Origin of the sequence: Aeromonas sp. 602200 (assembly GCF_049173895.1) — a bacterium.
Classification (GTDB): domain Bacteria; phylum Pseudomonadota; class Gammaproteobacteria; order Enterobacterales; family Aeromonadaceae; genus Aeromonas; species Aeromonas veronii_A.
Genome location: NZ_JAAKSL010000011.1, coordinates 73,089 through 88,946 on the forward strand (window position 1 = coordinate 73,089; position 15,858 = coordinate 88,946).

Here is a 15,858-nt window from a genome sequence, read left to right on the forward strand (position 1 = left end):
CCGTGCAATGCCGTGCAATCACAACAACATAGGAACCAGCCATGTCTGATATCCTGAAGAACGATGTGGACCCGATAGAAACGCTGGAGTGGCTTGCCTCTCTGGAATCCCTGCTGCGTGAAGAGGGTCCGCAACGCGCTCAGTTCATCCTTGAACAGTTGGCCGAGAAAGCCCGCGTAAGCGGTGTGGACGTGGCTGCCAAGGCAAATCGCGATTACATCAATACCATCCCGTCCAGCGATGAGCCGGACTACCCGGGTGACCTGGAGATGGAACGCCGCATTCGCGCCATCATCCGCTGGAACGCCATGATGATCGTGCTGCGCGCGTCCAAGAAAGACCTGGACCTGGGTGGTCACATGTCTTCCTTCGCTTCTTCTGCGACCATCTATGATGTCTGCTTCAACCACTTCTTCCGTGCTCGCAACGAGAAGGATGGTGGCGATCTGGTTTACTTCCAGGGTCACATCTCCCCGGGCATCTATGCTCGCGCCTTCGCTGAAGGTCGTCTGACCGAAGAGCAGCTGGACAACTTCCGTCAGGAAGTGGACGGCAAGGGTATCCCTTCCTATCCGCACCCGAAACTGATGCCGGACTTCTGGCAGTTCCCGACCGTCTCCATGGGTCTGGGCCCCATCGCCGCCATCTATCAGGCTCGCTTCCTGAAGTACCTGACCGACCGTGGCATCAAGGATTGCTCCGAGCAGACCGTTTACGCCTTCCTGGGTGACGGCGAGATGGACGAGCCGGAAGCCAAAGGCGCCCTGACCGTTGCTGTGCGTGAAAAGCTCGACAACCTGGTGTTCGTGGTTAACTGCAACCTGCAGCGTCTGGATGGTCCGGTTGTCGGTAACGGCAAGGTCATCAACGAGCTGGAAGGCCTGTTTGCTGGCGCCGGTTGGGATGTCACCAAGGTGATCTGGGGTCGCAAGTGGGATGAGCTGCTGAAGAAAGACACTTCCGGCAAGCTGATCCAGCTGATGAACGAGACCGTGGACGGTGACTACCAGACCATGAAGTCCCGCGACGGTGGCTACATCCGCGAGCACTTCTTCAACCGTTATCCGGAAACTGCCGCGCTGGTCAAAGACATGACCGACGAGGAGATCTTCGCTCTGAACCGCGGTGGTCACGATCCTCGCAAACTGTTCGCCGCGTTCAACAAGGCGACCCAGACCAAGGGCAAGCCGACCGTTATTCTGGCCAAGACCATCAAGGGTTACGGCATGGGTGAAGCGGCCGAAGGCAAGAACATCGCTCACCAGGTCAAGAAGATGGAGCTGGACTCCGTGCGTCACCTGCGTGACCGCTTCAACCTGCCGGTGGCCGACGAGCAGCTGGCCGATCTGCCGTACCTGAAGATCGAAGAGGGCAGTGAAGAGCACAAGTACCTGCATGCTCGTCGTGCAGCCCTGAAAGGCTATGTGCCGACCCGTCTGCGCGAAAGCACCACCAAGCTGGAAATCCCGGCGCTGGATGCCTTCGGTCCGCTGCTGGGTGAGCAGGCGCGCGAAATCTCCACCACCATGGCGTTCGTGCGTTCCCTGAACGTGATGCTGAAAGACAAGTCCATCGGCAAGCGCATCGTTCCGATCCTCGCTGACGAAGCCCGTACCTTCGGTATGGAAGGTCTGTTCCGCCAGATCGGTATCTACAGCCCGCACGGTCAGCAGTACACCCCGCAAGACCGCGACATCGTCTCCTACTACAAGGAAGACAAGCAGGGTCAGGTTCTGCAAGACGGTATCAACGAGCTGGGCGCCATGTCCTCCTGGCTGGCTGCTGCGACCTCTTACAGCACCAACGATTGCCCGATGATCCCGTTCTACATCTACTACTCCATGTTCGGCTTCCAGCGGATCGGCGACATGGCGTGGGCAGCCGGTGACCAGCAAGCCCGTGGCTTCCTGCTGGGTGCAACCTCCGGTCGTACTACCCTGAACGGCGAAGGTCTGCAGCACGAAGATGGTCACAGCCACATCCTGGCGAACACCATCCCGAACTGCATCTCTTACGACCCGTCCTATGCCTATGAAGTGGCGGTGATCGTACAGGACGGCCTGCGTCGCATGTACGGTGAGAACCCGGAGAACGTGTTCTACTACATCACCACCCTGAACGAGAACTACGCCATGCCGGCCATGCCGGAAGGCGCCGAGGAAGGCATCCGCAAGGGTATCTACAAGCTGGAATCCGTCGCCGGTGCCAAGGCGAAAGTTCAGCTGCTGGGTTGTGGTTCCATCCTGGGTCACGTGCGCAAGGCTGCCCAGATCCTGGCCAGCGAGTACGGCATCGGTTCCGATGTGTTCAGCGTCACCTCCTTCAACGAGCTGGCCCGTGACGGTCAGGACGCGGATCGCTGGAACATGCTGCACCCGACCTCTGAAGCGCGTGTTCCCTACATCGCTCAGGTACTGGGTTCCGAAGCCACCATCGCTGCGACCGACTACATGAAGTCCTTCGCCGATCAGGTTCGCGCCTTCGTTCCGACCGAGAACTACCGCGTGCTGGGTACCGACGGTTACGGCCGTTCCGACAGCCGTGCCAATCTGCGTCGTCACTTCGAAGTGAACGAGTTCTACGTGGTGGTTGCTGCTCTGACCGAACTGGCCAAGCGCGGCGAGGTAGACAAGCAGGTTGTGGCCGACGCCATCGCCAAGTACGGCATCGATGCCGACAAGGTCAACCCGCTGTACGCGTAAGTGGATCAAGGGTCGCGCCGTCATGCGGCGTGACCCTGCCAGGATTTAAAACGGTTAACGCGAGATGTGCGTGGCGGCATCAACCCGTCACGCGGATCGACGCAAGAGGATAAAGCACAATGTCCAAACAGATTATGGTGCCGGATATCGGCGCCGATGAGGTTGAAGTCACCGAGATTATGGTGGCCGTGGGTGACAAGGTCGAGCTGGACCAGTCCATCATCGCGGTAGAAGGCGACAAGGCCTCCATGGAAGTACCGGCCCCGTCTGCCGGTATCGTTAAAGAGATCCTGATCAAGGTAGGCGACAAGGTTGCCACCGGTTCCCAGATCATGATCTTCGAAGCCGAAGGCGCTGCCGCCCCTGCTGAAGTGGCTGCACCGGCTGCCGCTGCTCCGGCCGCCGCACCTGCCGCTGCCGTGCGCAAAGATGTGCACGTACCGGACATCGGTGACGACGAAGTGGACGTGACTGAAATCATGGTTGCCGTGGGCGACATGGTTGAAGCTGACCAGTCCATCATTGCCGTGGAAGGTGACAAGGCCTCCATGGAAGTGCCAGCGCCGTTTGCCGGTCGCGTGGTCGAGATCAAGGTTGCCGCTGGTGCCAAGGTCTCTACCGGTTCTCTGGTGATGGTATTTGAAGTGGCTGGCGCTGCGCCTGCTGCCGTTGCTGCTCCGGCTCAAGCTGCCGCGCCCGTGGCTGCTGCCCCGGTTGCCGCTGCTGCCAAAGAGGTCAACGTACCGGATATCGGTGGCGACGAAGTGGAAGTCACCGAGATCATGGTTGCCGTGGGTGACAAGGTTGAAGCTGACCAGTCCCTGATCGCCGTGGAAGGTGACAAGGCCTCCATGGAAGTGCCTGCGCCGTTCGCCGGTGTGGTCAAAGAGATCAAGGTGAAGGCGGGTGACAAGGTCTCCACCGGTTCCCTGATCATGGTATTCGAAGTGGCTGGCGCAGCTCCTGCTGCCGCGCCGGTTGCTCAAGCTGCCGCTCCGGTCGCCGCTGCCCCTGTTACTGCTGCTCCGGCTCCGGTTGCTCAGGCTGCTGCCGCTGCGACCGATTTCGTTGCCAACGACGCTTATGTACACGCCTCTCCGGCGGTACGCCGTCTGGCGCGCGAGTTCGGCGTCAACCTGGCCAAGGTGAAAGCCTCCGGTCGCAAGGGCCGCATCGTCAAAGAAGACGTACAAGCCTACGTGAAGGATGCCATCAAGCGTGCCGAGTCCGCTCCTGCTTCTGCCGGCGTAGCCGGTGGCAACGGTCTGGGCGTACTGCCGTGGCCGAAGGTAGACTTCAGCAAGTTCGGTGATGTGGAAGAGATCGAGCTGACCCGCATCCAGAAGATCTCCGGTCCGAACCTACACCGCAACTGGGTCATGATCCCTCATGTCACCCAGTTCGACGAAGCCGATACCACCGAGCTGGAAGCGTTCCGCAAAGAGCAGAATGCGATGCTCGAGAAGCAGAAGGCAGACGTGAAGATCACCCCGCTGGTGTTCATCCTGAAAGCCGCCGCCAAGGCGCTGGAAGCTCACCCGCGCTTCTGCAGCTCCCTGTCCGAAGATGGCAGCAAGCTGATCATGAAGAAGTACATCCACATCGGTGTGGCGGTGGATACCCCCAACGGTCTGGTTGTGCCCGTGGTGCGTGATGTTAACAAGAAGGGCATCATGGAACTGTCTCGCGATCTGGCCGAGATCTCCAAGAAGGCCCGTGCCGGCAAGCTGACCGCTGCCGACATGCAGGGCGGTTGCTTCACCATCTCCAGCCTGGGTGGCATCGGCGGTACCAGCTTTACCCCGATCGTCAACGCGCCGGAAGTGGCCATCCTCGGTGTTTCCAAGTCCGAGATGAAGCCGAAGTGGAACGGTAAAGAGTTCGCGCCGCGCCTGATGCTGCCGCTGGCTCTGAGCTACGACCACCGGGTGATCGATGGTGCCGATGGGGCTCGCTTCATCACCACCATGAACGGTGTGCTGTCCGACATTCGTCGACTGGTCCTGTAAGTGAGAGGGCGGGCCCAGAGCCTGCCCTTTTTACTTCTCATTTCATTAACATGATCGTAAACTTGCCCCGTTTTTTTCACGGCTGCAGCCACCCGTTTCGGTATAAGACTGCGCTGTCCGGGGATATAAGAACGACAAAGAGGTCATGATGAGTAAAGAAATCAAAACCCAGGTCGTAGTACTGGGTGCTGGCCCTGCCGGTTATTCCGCTGCTTTCCGTGCAGCCGATCTGGGTCTGGATACTATTATCGTCGAGCGTTACTCCACCCTGGGTGGCGTCTGCCTGAACGTGGGCTGCATCCCCTCCAAGGCGCTGCTGCACGTTGCTAAAGTGATTGAAGAAGCCAAAGCGCTGGCCGAGCACGGCATCGTCTTCGGTGCACCGCAGACCGACATCGACAAGATCCGTCTGTGGAAAGAGAAGGTTATCAACCAGCTGACCGGCGGTCTGGCTGGCATGGCCAAGATGCGTAAAGTTCAGGTTGTTAACGGCTTGGGTAAATTTACCGGCCCGAACACGCTCGAAGTGACCGGGGAAGACGGCAAGACTACCGTGACCTTCGACAACGCCATCATCGCGGCCGGTTCCCGTCCGGTGAAGCTGCCGTTCATCCCCCACGATGACCCGCGCGTATGGGACTCTACCGATGCGCTGGAGCTGAAAACCGTTCCCGGCAAACTGCTGGTTATCGGTGGCGGCATCATCGGTCTGGAGATGGGTACCGTTTATTCCTCTCTGGGTTCCGAGATCGACGTGGTGGAATTTGCTGACCAGCTGGTTCCGGCTGCCGACAAAGACATCGTCAAGATCTACACCAAGCGTGTGGCCAAGAAATTCAACATCATGCTGGAGACCAAGGTCACTGCAGTTGAAGCGCGCGAAGACGGCCTGTACGTCTCCTATGAAGGCAAGCACGCTCCTGCCGAGCCGGTTCGTTACGACAACGTGCTGGTTGCCGTAGGTCGTGTGCCGAACGGCAAGATGCTGGATGCCGAGAAGGCTGGCGTTGCCGTGACCGAGCGCGGCTTCATCGAGGTGGACAAGCAGCTGCGTACCAACGTGGCGCACATCCACGCCATCGGTGACATCGTGGGTCAGCCGATGCTGGCACACAAAGGTGTTCACGAAGGTCACGTTGCCGCCGAAGTCATCGCCGGCAAGAAGCACTACTTCGACCCGAAAGTGATCCCGTCCATCGCCTACACCGAGCCAGAGATGGCATGGGTTGGTCTGACCGAGAAAGAGGCCAAGCAACAGGGTCTGAACTTCGAAGTTGCTACCTTCCCGTGGGCAGCTTCCGGCCGCGCCATTGCATCCGATTGCTCCGACGGCATGACCAAGCTGATCTTCGACAAGGAGAGCGGTCGCGTCATCGGTGGTGCCATCGTGGGTACCAACGGTGGTGAACTGCTGGGTGAAATCGGTCTGGCCATCGAGATGGGTGCTGACGCCGAAGATATCGCGCTGACCATCCACGCTCACCCGACTCTGCACGAGTCCGTGGGTCTTGCTGCCGAAGTGTTCGAAGGCTCCATCACCGACCTGCCGAACGCCAAGGCCAAGAAGAAAAAGTAATCTTCTGCCATCTTCATGAAAAAGCCGCTCATTTGAGCGGCTTTTTGTTTTCGGGTTTGGCTAAGAGGTTAGCAGCGCCCCTTCTTGGCCTGACCGGGCGGGCAGAAGGTGCCATAACCGCCACCACTGCCGTCACTGACCCGGATCCGGGTATCGTCTACGCTCACGTCGGCGCCGTGTACTCGTACCGGCCCGCTGCTGCAGGCGCTGAGCACTCCCCCCAGCAATATCATTACGATCAGCTTGCCCATAACTCCTCCTCATATTTCCCTGATTATGAGGCATTTCGAGAGCCGCATAACGGCGGTTGAATGGCCGTGCGTCACCGTTTGCCGTGGCTATGACAGAGGGCGCCGCAGCGCCCTCTGGTGAGTCTTCATAAGTGGGATGCAGACTACAGACGGAAGTTGCCGACCAGCTTGTCGAGTTGACCGGAGAGCTGCTGCAGGCTGCGGCTGGACTCGGTCAGCTGGTGGGCAATGTCGGCGGTCTCCATGGTGAGCTGGTTGATGTCCTCTACGTTACGGTTGATCTCGCCCACTACGCTGGATTGTTCCTCGGTGGCGGTGGCGACCTGGATATTCATGTCGTTGATCTGGGTGATGTGGGCGGTGATCTGGCCGAGGGCGGCGTTGGCCTCATCGGCCTGGCTCACTACCTCCAGACTCTGGTTGCGCCCCTGTGCCATGGCGCTGACGGCGCGGGCACTCTGCTCCTGCAAGCGGTTGATCATCCCCTGGATCTCGGCGGTCGAGGCGGCGGAGCGGTTGGCCAGATTGCGCACCTCATCTGCCACCACGGCGAAACCGCGACCCTGTTCACCGGCCCGTGCGGCCTCGATGGCGGCGTTCAGTGCCAGCAGGTTGGTCTGCTCCGAGATGCTGCGGATGGTTTCGAGGATGCTGCCGATGGAGTCGGTCTGGCTTGCCAGCGACTCGATAACCCCTGCCACCTGCTCAATCTCGCCGGAGAGGCCGACGATGCCGTGGCGCGCCTGCGCTACCACTACTGCCCCTGCATCGGCCTGATCGTTGGCCTGTCTGGCTACTTCTGCTGCCAGCGAAGCGTTACCGGCGATCTCGCTCACCGTGGCCCCCATTTCGTGGATAGCGGTGGCCACCTGCACGGTGCGATCGCGCTGTGCAGTACAGTTGTGCTGGGTCAGCTGTGCCTTGTTGGCCACCTCGTTGGCGGTGGCCGCGAGCTGGCGGGAGTTCTCCGCCACCTGCTCGATGGAGCCGTGGATCTTGGCGACGAAGTTGTTGAAGCCGGTCGCAACCTGACTCAGCTCGTCACGTCCTTCCACTTTCAGGCGCTGGGTAAGATCCCCATCGCCGCTGCCCAGCTCCTTGAACAAGCGGGCCAGTTCGTTGAGCGGGCGGCTGACCGAGCCTGCCAGCAGCATCCCCATCAGCCCCATGGCCAGCGCAATCACCAGCGAGATCATCAGGATCTCGTTGCGGGTCTGATCCAGCTCGGCATAGATCTCGGCTTGCGGCACCTGGGCCACCAGATACCAGTCGAGCAGTGGGATATAGCTGCTGGCCAGTACCATGGGCTCGCCATTTACCTCGGCGTTGATAACGGCAAAGGGGCGTTTGGCTAGCAGGCTGCCGGTATCACCGCTGGCGATGCCGCCCAAGGTATCGCGTTCAATACGGTTGGCCTCGGGGTGCAGCTTCACCTTGCCGCTGCCATCGACCATAAAGACGATGCCGCTCTCTTCCAGCCGGAAGTTGGAGACCATGGTCACCATGGTGTCGAGGGATTTGGCAAAGCCGGCCAGCCCGCGCCCGTTGAGCTGCTGGAAGTTGACGAACAGCTTCACCTCGCCGGTGCTCTCGCGGAAGATGCTGAGGGTCATCTCCTTCTGGCTCTTGGTGTAGTCATAGAACCAGGCGTCTTGCGTGGGTGTCAGGTTGCGCAGAAAGCCATCCTGGTTGTAGTAGGCAGCGGTCTGGCGATCGGCGAAGGAGGCGGTCACCAGTCCGTACTGGTTGGCCACATCCTTGAGCTGGTTGATGAGGATTGGCTCCTGCTCTTTTGGCATGCCCCGATCCACCCAGTCGAGAATGAAGCGGTCGGTAGCCAGTTGGCGGGCGGCCTGGGCGATGCCGTGGAGATCCTGTTCAATCTCCTTGCTGATCCGCTGGGTCAGGTTGGGGAGCTCCTGCTCGAACATCCGGTTTTCGATCAGTTGCTGGGCCGAGCGTTGACTGAAGTAGCCTACCAGCAGGCAGGAGACGACCACGGCCAGGGTGACCGTGGCCAGTATTTTCTGTTTAAGAGTGAGGGTTGCCAGCATAAAGGTGCTCAAAAGGTTGAGATTGACGACGCTCATATTAGCGGCAGCGCGGCGCTACCCATGAGGCTTGCAGCCCTTTATTTGCGGATTACGTTTGCGCTCACAGGGGCGGCGGCGTGCCCCTTCGCCATGCGGCACAGGCGGGATGCGGATTGACGGTTGCGCTAACTGCCGGGCCCCTTATAGTAGAGGCCATCCTTGGTGACTGACCCTCTGAATAATATGGAAAATATGATGCGCAGCTTAGGTGCGGGATGGACCCGTCTGCTTTTGGTGATGCTGGCGGCCTGCCCGCTGCTGGCTGTGGCGGCACAGGGGGAGCGCCCGAAAATTGCGGTGGTGCTCAGCGGCGGCGGCGCCAAGGGTTCTGCCCATATCGGCATCCTCAAGGTATTGGAGCAGAAACGGATTCCGGTCGACATCATAGTCGGTACCAGCATGGGCTCTTATGTGGCGGGGATGTACGCCATGGGGCTCAGTGCCGAGGAGGTGGAGCGCACCACCTTGGCCATCGACTGGAACAAGGGGTATCAGGACAAGGTTGGCCGCGACGAGCTGTCGCTGCGCAAGAAGCAGCAGAACGAGCAGTATCAACTGCGCACCGACATAGGGGTGAATGGCGACACCACCCAGCTGCCGGACGGTTTCTTCCAGGGCCAATCCATGGCCAGCCTGCTGCGGGGGGCCACCTCCAACCTGCCGGTGCAGGAGAGCTTCGATGATCTCCCCATTCCCTACCGCGCCATGGCGACCGACATGGAGACGGTCACCCCCTTTGTGCTCGATCACGGCAGCCTGGCCAAGGCGATGCAGGCCTCTATGTCCATTCCCGGCGCCCTCAAGCCGGTGGAGTGGGAGGGGCACATCCTGGCGGACGGCGGCAGCGTCAACAACATGCCGGTGGATGTCGCCAAGGCGATGGGGGCCGACGTGGTGATCGCGGTGGATATCGGTGCCAAGCTGCGTACCCGGGAGTCCCTCAAGTCAGGGTTGGCGATGATTGACCAGCTCACCACCTACATGACCCAGGTGGGCACCGACAAGCAGAAGGCGCTGATGGGACCGAAGGATATTCTGATCGCCCCCGAGTTTGGCGATATGGGGATCGCCGACTTTGCCCGGATGCCGGAGGGGATCAAGATCGGTGAGACGGCGGCTGACAAGGTGTCGCTGCAACTCGATAAACTGTCGCTCACCAAGGCGCAGTACAACGCCTATCGCAACCAGAAGCTGAGCCGCCGTGCCGAGCGTAGCGGTCAGCCCGCCTACTTCATCGACAAGGTGGAGATCATCAACAAGTCGCGTCTCTCCGACGAGACGGTGCGCGCCATGCTGAAAGTGCGGCCGGACAAGGTACAGACCAATGAGAGTCTGGAAGCGGGCATTCGCCGCCTCTATGCGCTGGAGTCGTTCGATCGCATCACCTACGAGGTGGAGGAGCGTGACGGGGAAAACGTGCTGCTGGTTGATGCCAGCGAGAAGAACTGGGGGCCGGGCTACCTCAACTTCCAGTTCGGTTTCACCGATGACTTCGAGAACACCTCCAACTACAACGTCGGCATGTCCTATACCCTCACCAACGTCAACGAGTGGGGGGCCGAGTGGCTGACCGAGGCGTCGCTGGGCACGGCCAAACATATCAAGACCGACTTCTATACCCCCCTCGAACCCTCCCAGACCTTCTATGGTGAGGCGAGCCTGGCCTATGACCAGACCCTGCGCCGCCTGTTTTTCCCCAATCCGGATCCCGAGGCGGTTTCGATAAGCTATCTCGACTCCGAATACTCCTTCTTTAGCGGCGATCTGGCGGTGGGCTGGAACCGCCAGCCCTGGAGCCGGTTGTCGATGGGGCTGGAGGGACAACTGGGCACGATTAATGTGAAGAACTTCAAGGGGCTGGAGATGGATGCCACGGCGTGGGGCCCCTATGTCCGTTTTGAACACGACAATCTGGATAGCAGCTATTTCCCCTATCAGGGGGTGAAATGGGACATGAAACTGGGCCACTCCCACGTCAGTGTGGATGGACTCGAGTCAGCAGATGGGCGCAGTGAAGGCTGGAATTATCAGCTCTCGATGATCAAGCCCTGGTCATGGGACAGGCACAGCCTCAACCTGATCCTCGAAGGGGGCGGCTCGGGCAGTGAAGAGGTGGTGCCGCTGCATATTCAGGATCTGGGCGGGCTGTTCCGCCTCTCCGGTTTCCAGCGCTACCAGCTGAGCGGTCGCTACAGCCTGTTTGGTGGCCTGCGCTACATCTATCGGGTGGCGGACAATGACTTCGGTGCCCTCAAGATGCCGCTCTATCTGGGCGGATCTCTGGAGCAGGGCGGGGTCTGGAACAAGGGTGAGGATATCAGTCTGGAGAGCTCGTTTACCGCCGGGTCGCTTTATGTCGGGGTGGAGAGCTTCCTCGGCCCTGTGTTCCTCGGCTACGGCATGGCGGAGGGGGGCAATGACGTCTTCTATCTGCAATTGGGCAGTACGTTCGAATAATGCCGAAATGATGCCAATTTGTTAACTCTGGTTGGGGGTGTTCAATTAATTTTCAAAAAAAACCAATCTGTTTAATTGGTTACGATCTTGTGGTGAATAAGTAAACAGGGTTTGGATTTTAATTAGTCGTTAAAACTTATATAGTGGGGAGCACCCTACGGGGTGTCCCGCAAGGACGATCGCCGCGAGCGTGGGCGAACCCCAAAAAAAGACCAAAGAGGAATTAGTCGTGCTTGAAACATACCGTAAACACGTCGCAGAACGTGCCGCCGAGGGCGTGGTTGCCAAACCTCTGGATGCAGAGCAGGTCGCCGCCCTGGTAACGCTTCTCAAGAACCCGCCCGCTGGCGAAGAAGACTTTCTGAAAGAGCTGTTGTCCTCCCGTATTCCCCCCGGTGTTGATGAAGCGGCCTATGTCAAAGCCGGTTTCCTCACCGCCGTCGCCAAGGGCGAAGCCCACTCTCCCATCCTGACTGCAGCCGAAGCCGTTGAGCTGCTGGGCACCATGCAGGGTGGTTACAACATTCAGCCGCTGATCGACCTGCTGGATCACGCAACTCTGGCGCCGCTTGCCGCCAAGGGGCTCTCCCACACCCTGCTGATGTTTGACTCCTTCCATGACGTGGAAGAGAAGGCCAAGGCGGGCAATGTCCACGCCAAACAGGTGATGCAGTCCTGGGCTGATGCCGAGTGGTTCCTCTCCCGCCCGGAGTTGGCCGAGAAGATCACCGTCACCGTGTTCAAGGTGACCGGCGAAACCAACACCGACGACCTCTCTCCGGCACCGGACGCCTGGTCCCGCCCGGACATTCCGCTGCACGCGCTGGCGATGCTGAAAAACGCTCGTCCCGGCATTACCCCGGACAAGGATGGCGCCGTTGGCCCCATCAAGACCATCGATGCCCTGAAAGAGAAAGGCTTCCCGCTGGCCTATGTGGGTGACGTGGTCGGTACCGGCTCTTCCCGTAAATCCGCCACCAACTCGGTGCTCTGGTTTATGGGCGACGACATTCCGTTCGTGCCGAACAAGCGCGCTGGCGGTGTCTGTCTGGGTGGCAAGATTGCCCCGATCTTCTTCAACACCATGGAAGATGCTGGTGCTCTGCCTATCGAAGTGGACGTCTCCAAGCTGGAAATGGGCGATGTGATCGACATCTACCCCTATGCCGGCAAGATCTGCAAACACGGCACCGAACAGGTGCTGGCGCAGTTTGAACTGAAAACCGACGTGCTGATCGACGAAGTGCGCGCCGGTGGCCGTATCCCGCTGATTATCGGCCGCGGCCTCACTGACAAGGCCCGTGAAGCGCTGGGTCTGCCGTTCTCCACCGTGTTCCGTCGCCCGCAGCCGGTGGCCGATACCGGTAAAGGCTTCACCCTGGCCCAGAAGATGGTGGGCAAGGCGTGCGGCGTGAAGGGCATTCGCCCGGGCACTTACTGCGAGCCCAAGATGACCACGGTCGGCTCCCAGGACACCACGGGCCCGATGACCCGCGACGAGCTCAAAGATCTGGCCTGCCTCGGCTTCTCCGCCGATCTGACCATGCAGTCCTTCTGCCACACTGCCGCCTATCCGAAGCCCATCGACGTACAGACCCACCACACCCTGCCGGACTTCATCATGAATCGCGGCGGTGTCTCTCTGCGTCCGGGTGACGGCGTCATCCACTCCTGGCTGAACCGCATGCTGCTGCCGGATACCGTGGGTACCGGTGGTGACTCCCACACCCGTTTCCCCATCGGGATCTCCTTCCCGGCGGGTTCCGGTCTGGTGGCTTTCGCCGCTGCTACCGGCGTGATGCCACTGGACATGCCGGAGTCCGTGCTGGTGCGCTTCAAGGGCGAGCTGCAACCGGGCATCACCCTGCGTGATTTGGTTCATGCCATCCCCTACGCCGCCATCCAGAAAGGGCTGCTGACCGTCGAGAAAGCGGGCAAGAAGAACATCTTCTCCGGCCGTATCCTCGAGATCGAAGGTCTGCCGACCCTGAAAGTGGAGCAGGCGTTCGAGCTGGCGGACGCCAGCGCCGAGCGCTCCGCTGCCGGTTGCACCATCAAGCTGGATAAAGAGCCGATCATCGAGTACCTGAAGTCCAACATCGTGATGCTGAAATGGATGCTATCCGAAGGTTACGGCGACGTGCGCACCATCACCCGTCGCATCAAGGGGATGGAAGAGTGGCTGGCCAACCCGACCCTGATGGAAGCGGACAAGGATGCTGAGTACGCCGAAATCATCGAGATCGATCTGGCCACCATCAAGGAACCAATCCTCTGTGCGCCGAACGATCCGGACGATGCCCGTCTGCTGAGCGACGTGGCTGGCGACAAGATCGACGAGGTGTTCATTGGTTCCTGCATGACCAACATCGGTCACTTCCGTGCCGCCGGCAAACTGCTCGAGAAGTATCAGGGCGAGCTGCCGACCCGCATGTGGATTGCTCCGCCCACCAAGATGGACAAGGATCAGCTGACCGAAGAGGGCTACTACGGCATCTTTGGTCGCGTCGGTGCCCGCATCGAGATCCCGGGCTGCTCCCTCTGCATGGGCAACCAGGCGCGGGTAGCGGAAGGAGCCTCCGTGGTCTCCACCTCCACCCGTAACTTCCCGAACCGTCTGGGTAAAGGTGCCAACGTCTATCTGGCCTCTGCGGAGCTGGCCGCCGTTGCCGCCATCCTCGGCAAGATCCCGACCGTGGCGGAGTACCTGCAGTACGCCAAGGCGCTGGATGCCACTGCGGCAGATACTTACCGCTACCTCAACTTCAACGAGATCGCCTCCTACACCAAGAAGGCTGATGCGGTGATCCTGCAGCAAGCCGTTTAACGGAGTTCTTGCGCGATTTGCGCGATAAGAAGCCAATAATGCCGCGTATTTACGCGGCATTATTTATTTGTATGTTATTCACCGTCTTTTTTGAAGATTGTTTGCACGATCCTTGCTAGAGAGATCCAACCACCTGTTTGGTGGTTCGTTTTATAAACGCTTTGGGTTATGTTGTTCGGTTATGTGCGGTAATGATGAGGCATCGTTATCGAGGGAAAGTGGATATCTGTTCACTGAGTGCTTGCGTTGGCAGGCCTGACGAATTGCGGCGTGGTTCTTTATGTTTCTGTTCAGGATCGATCTCTCCCGAACCGGGTTACGCTTCGGCGGTGCCTTGCTGGTCTTTACTCTGCCGCTGCTGGTGGGAGCTTGGCTCATCCACAGCAATTATGTGCAGGAGCTGAAAGCGGAATCCAGCGCCTCGGCCCACAAGGCCAGAACCCTGATGGAGTCGATGCTGGATCATGCGGAGCAGGCCAACCGCTCCGTGCTGCCTCTGGTGAATGCTCCCTGTCGCGACAACCTGCTGGTGCTGCGCAAGAAGGTCGCCATCGAGCCTTTCCTGCGTTCGGTCAATCTGGTGCGAAACGGCATCATCAATTGCACCTCGCTGTTTGGTGAGGCCAATGATGCCGATGACGGCTCCATCTACACCGGCCGCAAGCTGCTGCTGATGAGTGGCAACCGGGTGCGGCAAAATCACCCGCTGCTGGTAGTGCGCACCGAGCAGGGAAAGGATGCCGCCTTGAGCGCCATCGATAGTACCCAGCTCAGCTTCATGCTCTCCATGAGCGGAAAATCCAGTGCGCTCTATCTGCAGGTGGGGTCGGCCTGGCTCAATGAGTCTGGCCGCTATCTGAGCGAGGCGCCCACCCTCCATCGCGGGATCAGCCAGGCCCTCACATCATCCCATTATCCTTTCACCATCCATGCCGGTTATGCCATGCCGGTCTACTGGAAGTCGCTGTGGGCCGCGCGGCATGTCGCGCTGTCGTGGCTGGCGGTTTCCTCGCTTTTGCTGGCCTGGCTGGTGTGGTGGGTGCTGGGGCGGCCCGGCTCGCCAACAGATGAGTTGCGACGTGCCCTGCGGGCCAGGGAGTTTGTTCCCTATCTGCAGCCGCTGATTGCCAGCCACGACGGCAAGATGATGGGCGCCGAGGTGCTGATGCGCTGGGAGCATGTCAATGAAGGGGTGATCCGGCCCGATCTCTTTATCCCGCAAGCGGAGGAGTCGGGACTGATCGTTCCCATGACCACCCATATCATGAAGCAGGTGGCGACACGGTTGAACCGCTCTCAGGAGCAGTTGCCCGATGGGTTTCATATCAGCTTCAACATCAGCGCAGCCCATTGCCACGATTTTGCCCTGCTGGCCGAGTGTCGCGCCTTCCTCGGCCACTTCCTCCCCGGCAAGGTGGTACTGGTGCTGGAGCTGACCGAGCGGGAGCTGCTGATGTCAGATCCCCAGACCCTCTCCCTGTTCCGCCAGCTGGACGAGATGGGGGTCAAACTCGCCATCGACGACTTTGGCACCGGCCACTCCAGCCTGGCTTACCTGCAGCAGTTCCATGTGGATTACCTCAAGATCGACAAATCCTTTATCGCCCGCATCGGTACCGAGTCGCTCTCGGAACATATCGTGGACAACGTGATCGATCTGGCGACCCGGCTCGGTCTGGCGCTGGTGGCGGAAGGGGTGGAGAGCGAGCGTCAGGCTGACTACCTCAGGGCCAAAGGGGTCGATTATCTGCAGGGATACCTGTTTGCCCGCCCCATGCCGCTGCGCCAGTTCTGCGAGGAGCTGCTGCCGGAAGAGGCTCAGACCCGCCAGCCAGATGGGGTGCGAGGCATCTCGAACGCCACCTGATTTATCGGTGACAGACGGGCGGCCAAGCTCCCCTCTGGCAGGGTAGGGAAGTGCTCTATCCCTATCCCCCCTCGAA

The 15,858-nt window shown here is 59.8% G+C and carries 8 protein-coding genes; 6 read left to right on the top strand and 2 right to left on the bottom strand.

Translation table 11 applies throughout. The features are described from left to right. The first annotated feature begins 41 nt into the window (after positions 1 to 41). The 3 genes from aceE (at position 42) to lpdA (ending at position 6,287) form a co-directional block, all read left to right on the top strand. Positions 42 to 2,702: a pyruvate dehydrogenase (acetyl-transferring), homodimeric type gene (aceE, locus tag G5221_RS13970; protein ID WP_421263429.1), complete on the top strand. Its 2,661-nt coding sequence runs from the start codon at positions 42 to 44 to the stop codon at positions 2,700 to 2,702. Between the two features lie 119 nt (positions 2,703 to 2,821). After that, positions 2,822 to 4,711: a pyruvate dehydrogenase complex dihydrolipoyllysine-residue acetyltransferase gene (gene aceF, locus G5221_RS13975; protein ID WP_421263430.1), complete on the top strand. Its 1,890-nt coding sequence runs from the start codon at positions 2,822 to 2,824 to the stop codon at positions 4,709 to 4,711. Positions 4,712 to 4,859: 148 nt separating this feature from the next. Further along, positions 4,860 to 6,287 (top strand): dihydrolipoyl dehydrogenase, encoded by a 1,428-nt coding sequence (gene lpdA, locus G5221_RS13980; RefSeq protein ID WP_005341659.1) that lies wholly within the window; start codon positions 4,860 to 4,862, stop codon positions 6,285 to 6,287. A 68-nt stretch (positions 6,288 to 6,355) separates the two neighbouring features. Here lpdA and G5221_RS13985 read toward each other — a convergent pair whose 3' ends face one another. Together G5221_RS13985 and G5221_RS13990 are read right to left on the bottom strand one after the other, a co-directional pair. Continuing rightward, complete coding sequence (locus G5221_RS13985) at positions 6,356 to 6,538, bottom strand: hypothetical protein (protein ID WP_005341657.1); 183 nt, start codon at positions 6,536 to 6,538, stop codon at positions 6,356 to 6,358. 143 nt (positions 6,539 to 6,681) lie between these two features. Beyond that, positions 6,682 to 8,592 (bottom strand): methyl-accepting chemotaxis protein, encoded by a 1,911-nt coding sequence (locus tag G5221_RS13990; RefSeq protein ID WP_421263431.1) that lies wholly within the window; start codon positions 8,590 to 8,592, stop codon positions 6,682 to 6,684. Positions 8,593 to 8,826: 234 nt separating this feature from the next. Between G5221_RS13990 and G5221_RS13995 the strand changes: the two genes are divergently transcribed. The 3 genes from G5221_RS13995 to G5221_RS14005 all read left to right on the top strand — a co-directional run bounded on the left by G5221_RS13995 (position 8,827) and on the right by G5221_RS14005 (position 15,782). Beyond that, the gene (locus G5221_RS13995; RefSeq protein WP_421263432.1) at positions 8,827 to 11,088 is read left to right on the top strand and encodes a patatin-like phospholipase family protein; all 2,262 of its coding nucleotides are present in this window, start codon (positions 8,827 to 8,829) and stop codon (positions 11,086 to 11,088) included. A gap of 229 nt (positions 11,089 to 11,317) precedes the next feature. After that, the gene (gene acnB / locus G5221_RS14000; protein ID WP_019444774.1) at positions 11,318 to 13,915 is read left to right on the top strand and encodes a bifunctional aconitate hydratase 2/2-methylisocitrate dehydratase; all 2,598 of its coding nucleotides are present in this window, start codon (positions 11,318 to 11,320) and stop codon (positions 13,913 to 13,915) included. 280 nt (positions 13,916 to 14,195) lie between these two features. Next, positions 14,196 to 15,782, top strand: a complete 1,587-nt coding sequence (locus G5221_RS14005) for an EAL domain-containing protein (protein ID WP_263718051.1) — start codon at positions 14,196 to 14,198, stop codon at positions 15,780 to 15,782. Positions 15,783 to 15,858: the final 76 nt, after the last annotated feature.

Excerpts from the sequence above, each read along its gene's own strand:
- aceF (WP_421263430.1), top strand. The coding sequence starts at position 2,822 with ATGTCCAAACAGATTATGGTGCCGGATATCGGCGCCGATGAGGTTGAA.
- lpdA (WP_005341659.1), top strand. The coding sequence starts at position 4,860 with ATGAGTAAAGAAATCAAAACCCAGGTCGTAGTACTGGGTGCTGGCCCT.
- G5221_RS13995 (WP_421263432.1), top strand. The coding sequence starts at position 8,827 with ATGCGCAGCTTAGGTGCGGGATGGACCCGTCTGCTTTTGGTGATGCTG.
- G5221_RS13990 (WP_421263431.1), bottom strand. The coding sequence starts at position 8,592 with ATGCTGGCAACCCTCACTCTTAAACAGAAAATACTGGCCACGGTCACC.
- aceE (WP_421263429.1), top strand. The coding sequence starts at position 42 with ATGTCTGATATCCTGAAGAACGATGTGGACCCGATAGAAACGCTGGAG.
- G5221_RS13985 (WP_005341657.1), bottom strand. The coding sequence starts at position 6,538 with ATGGGCAAGCTGATCGTAATGATATTGCTGGGGGGAGTGCTCAGCGCC.
- G5221_RS14005 (WP_263718051.1), top strand. The coding sequence starts at position 14,196 with ATGTTTCTGTTCAGGATCGATCTCTCCCGAACCGGGTTACGCTTCGGC.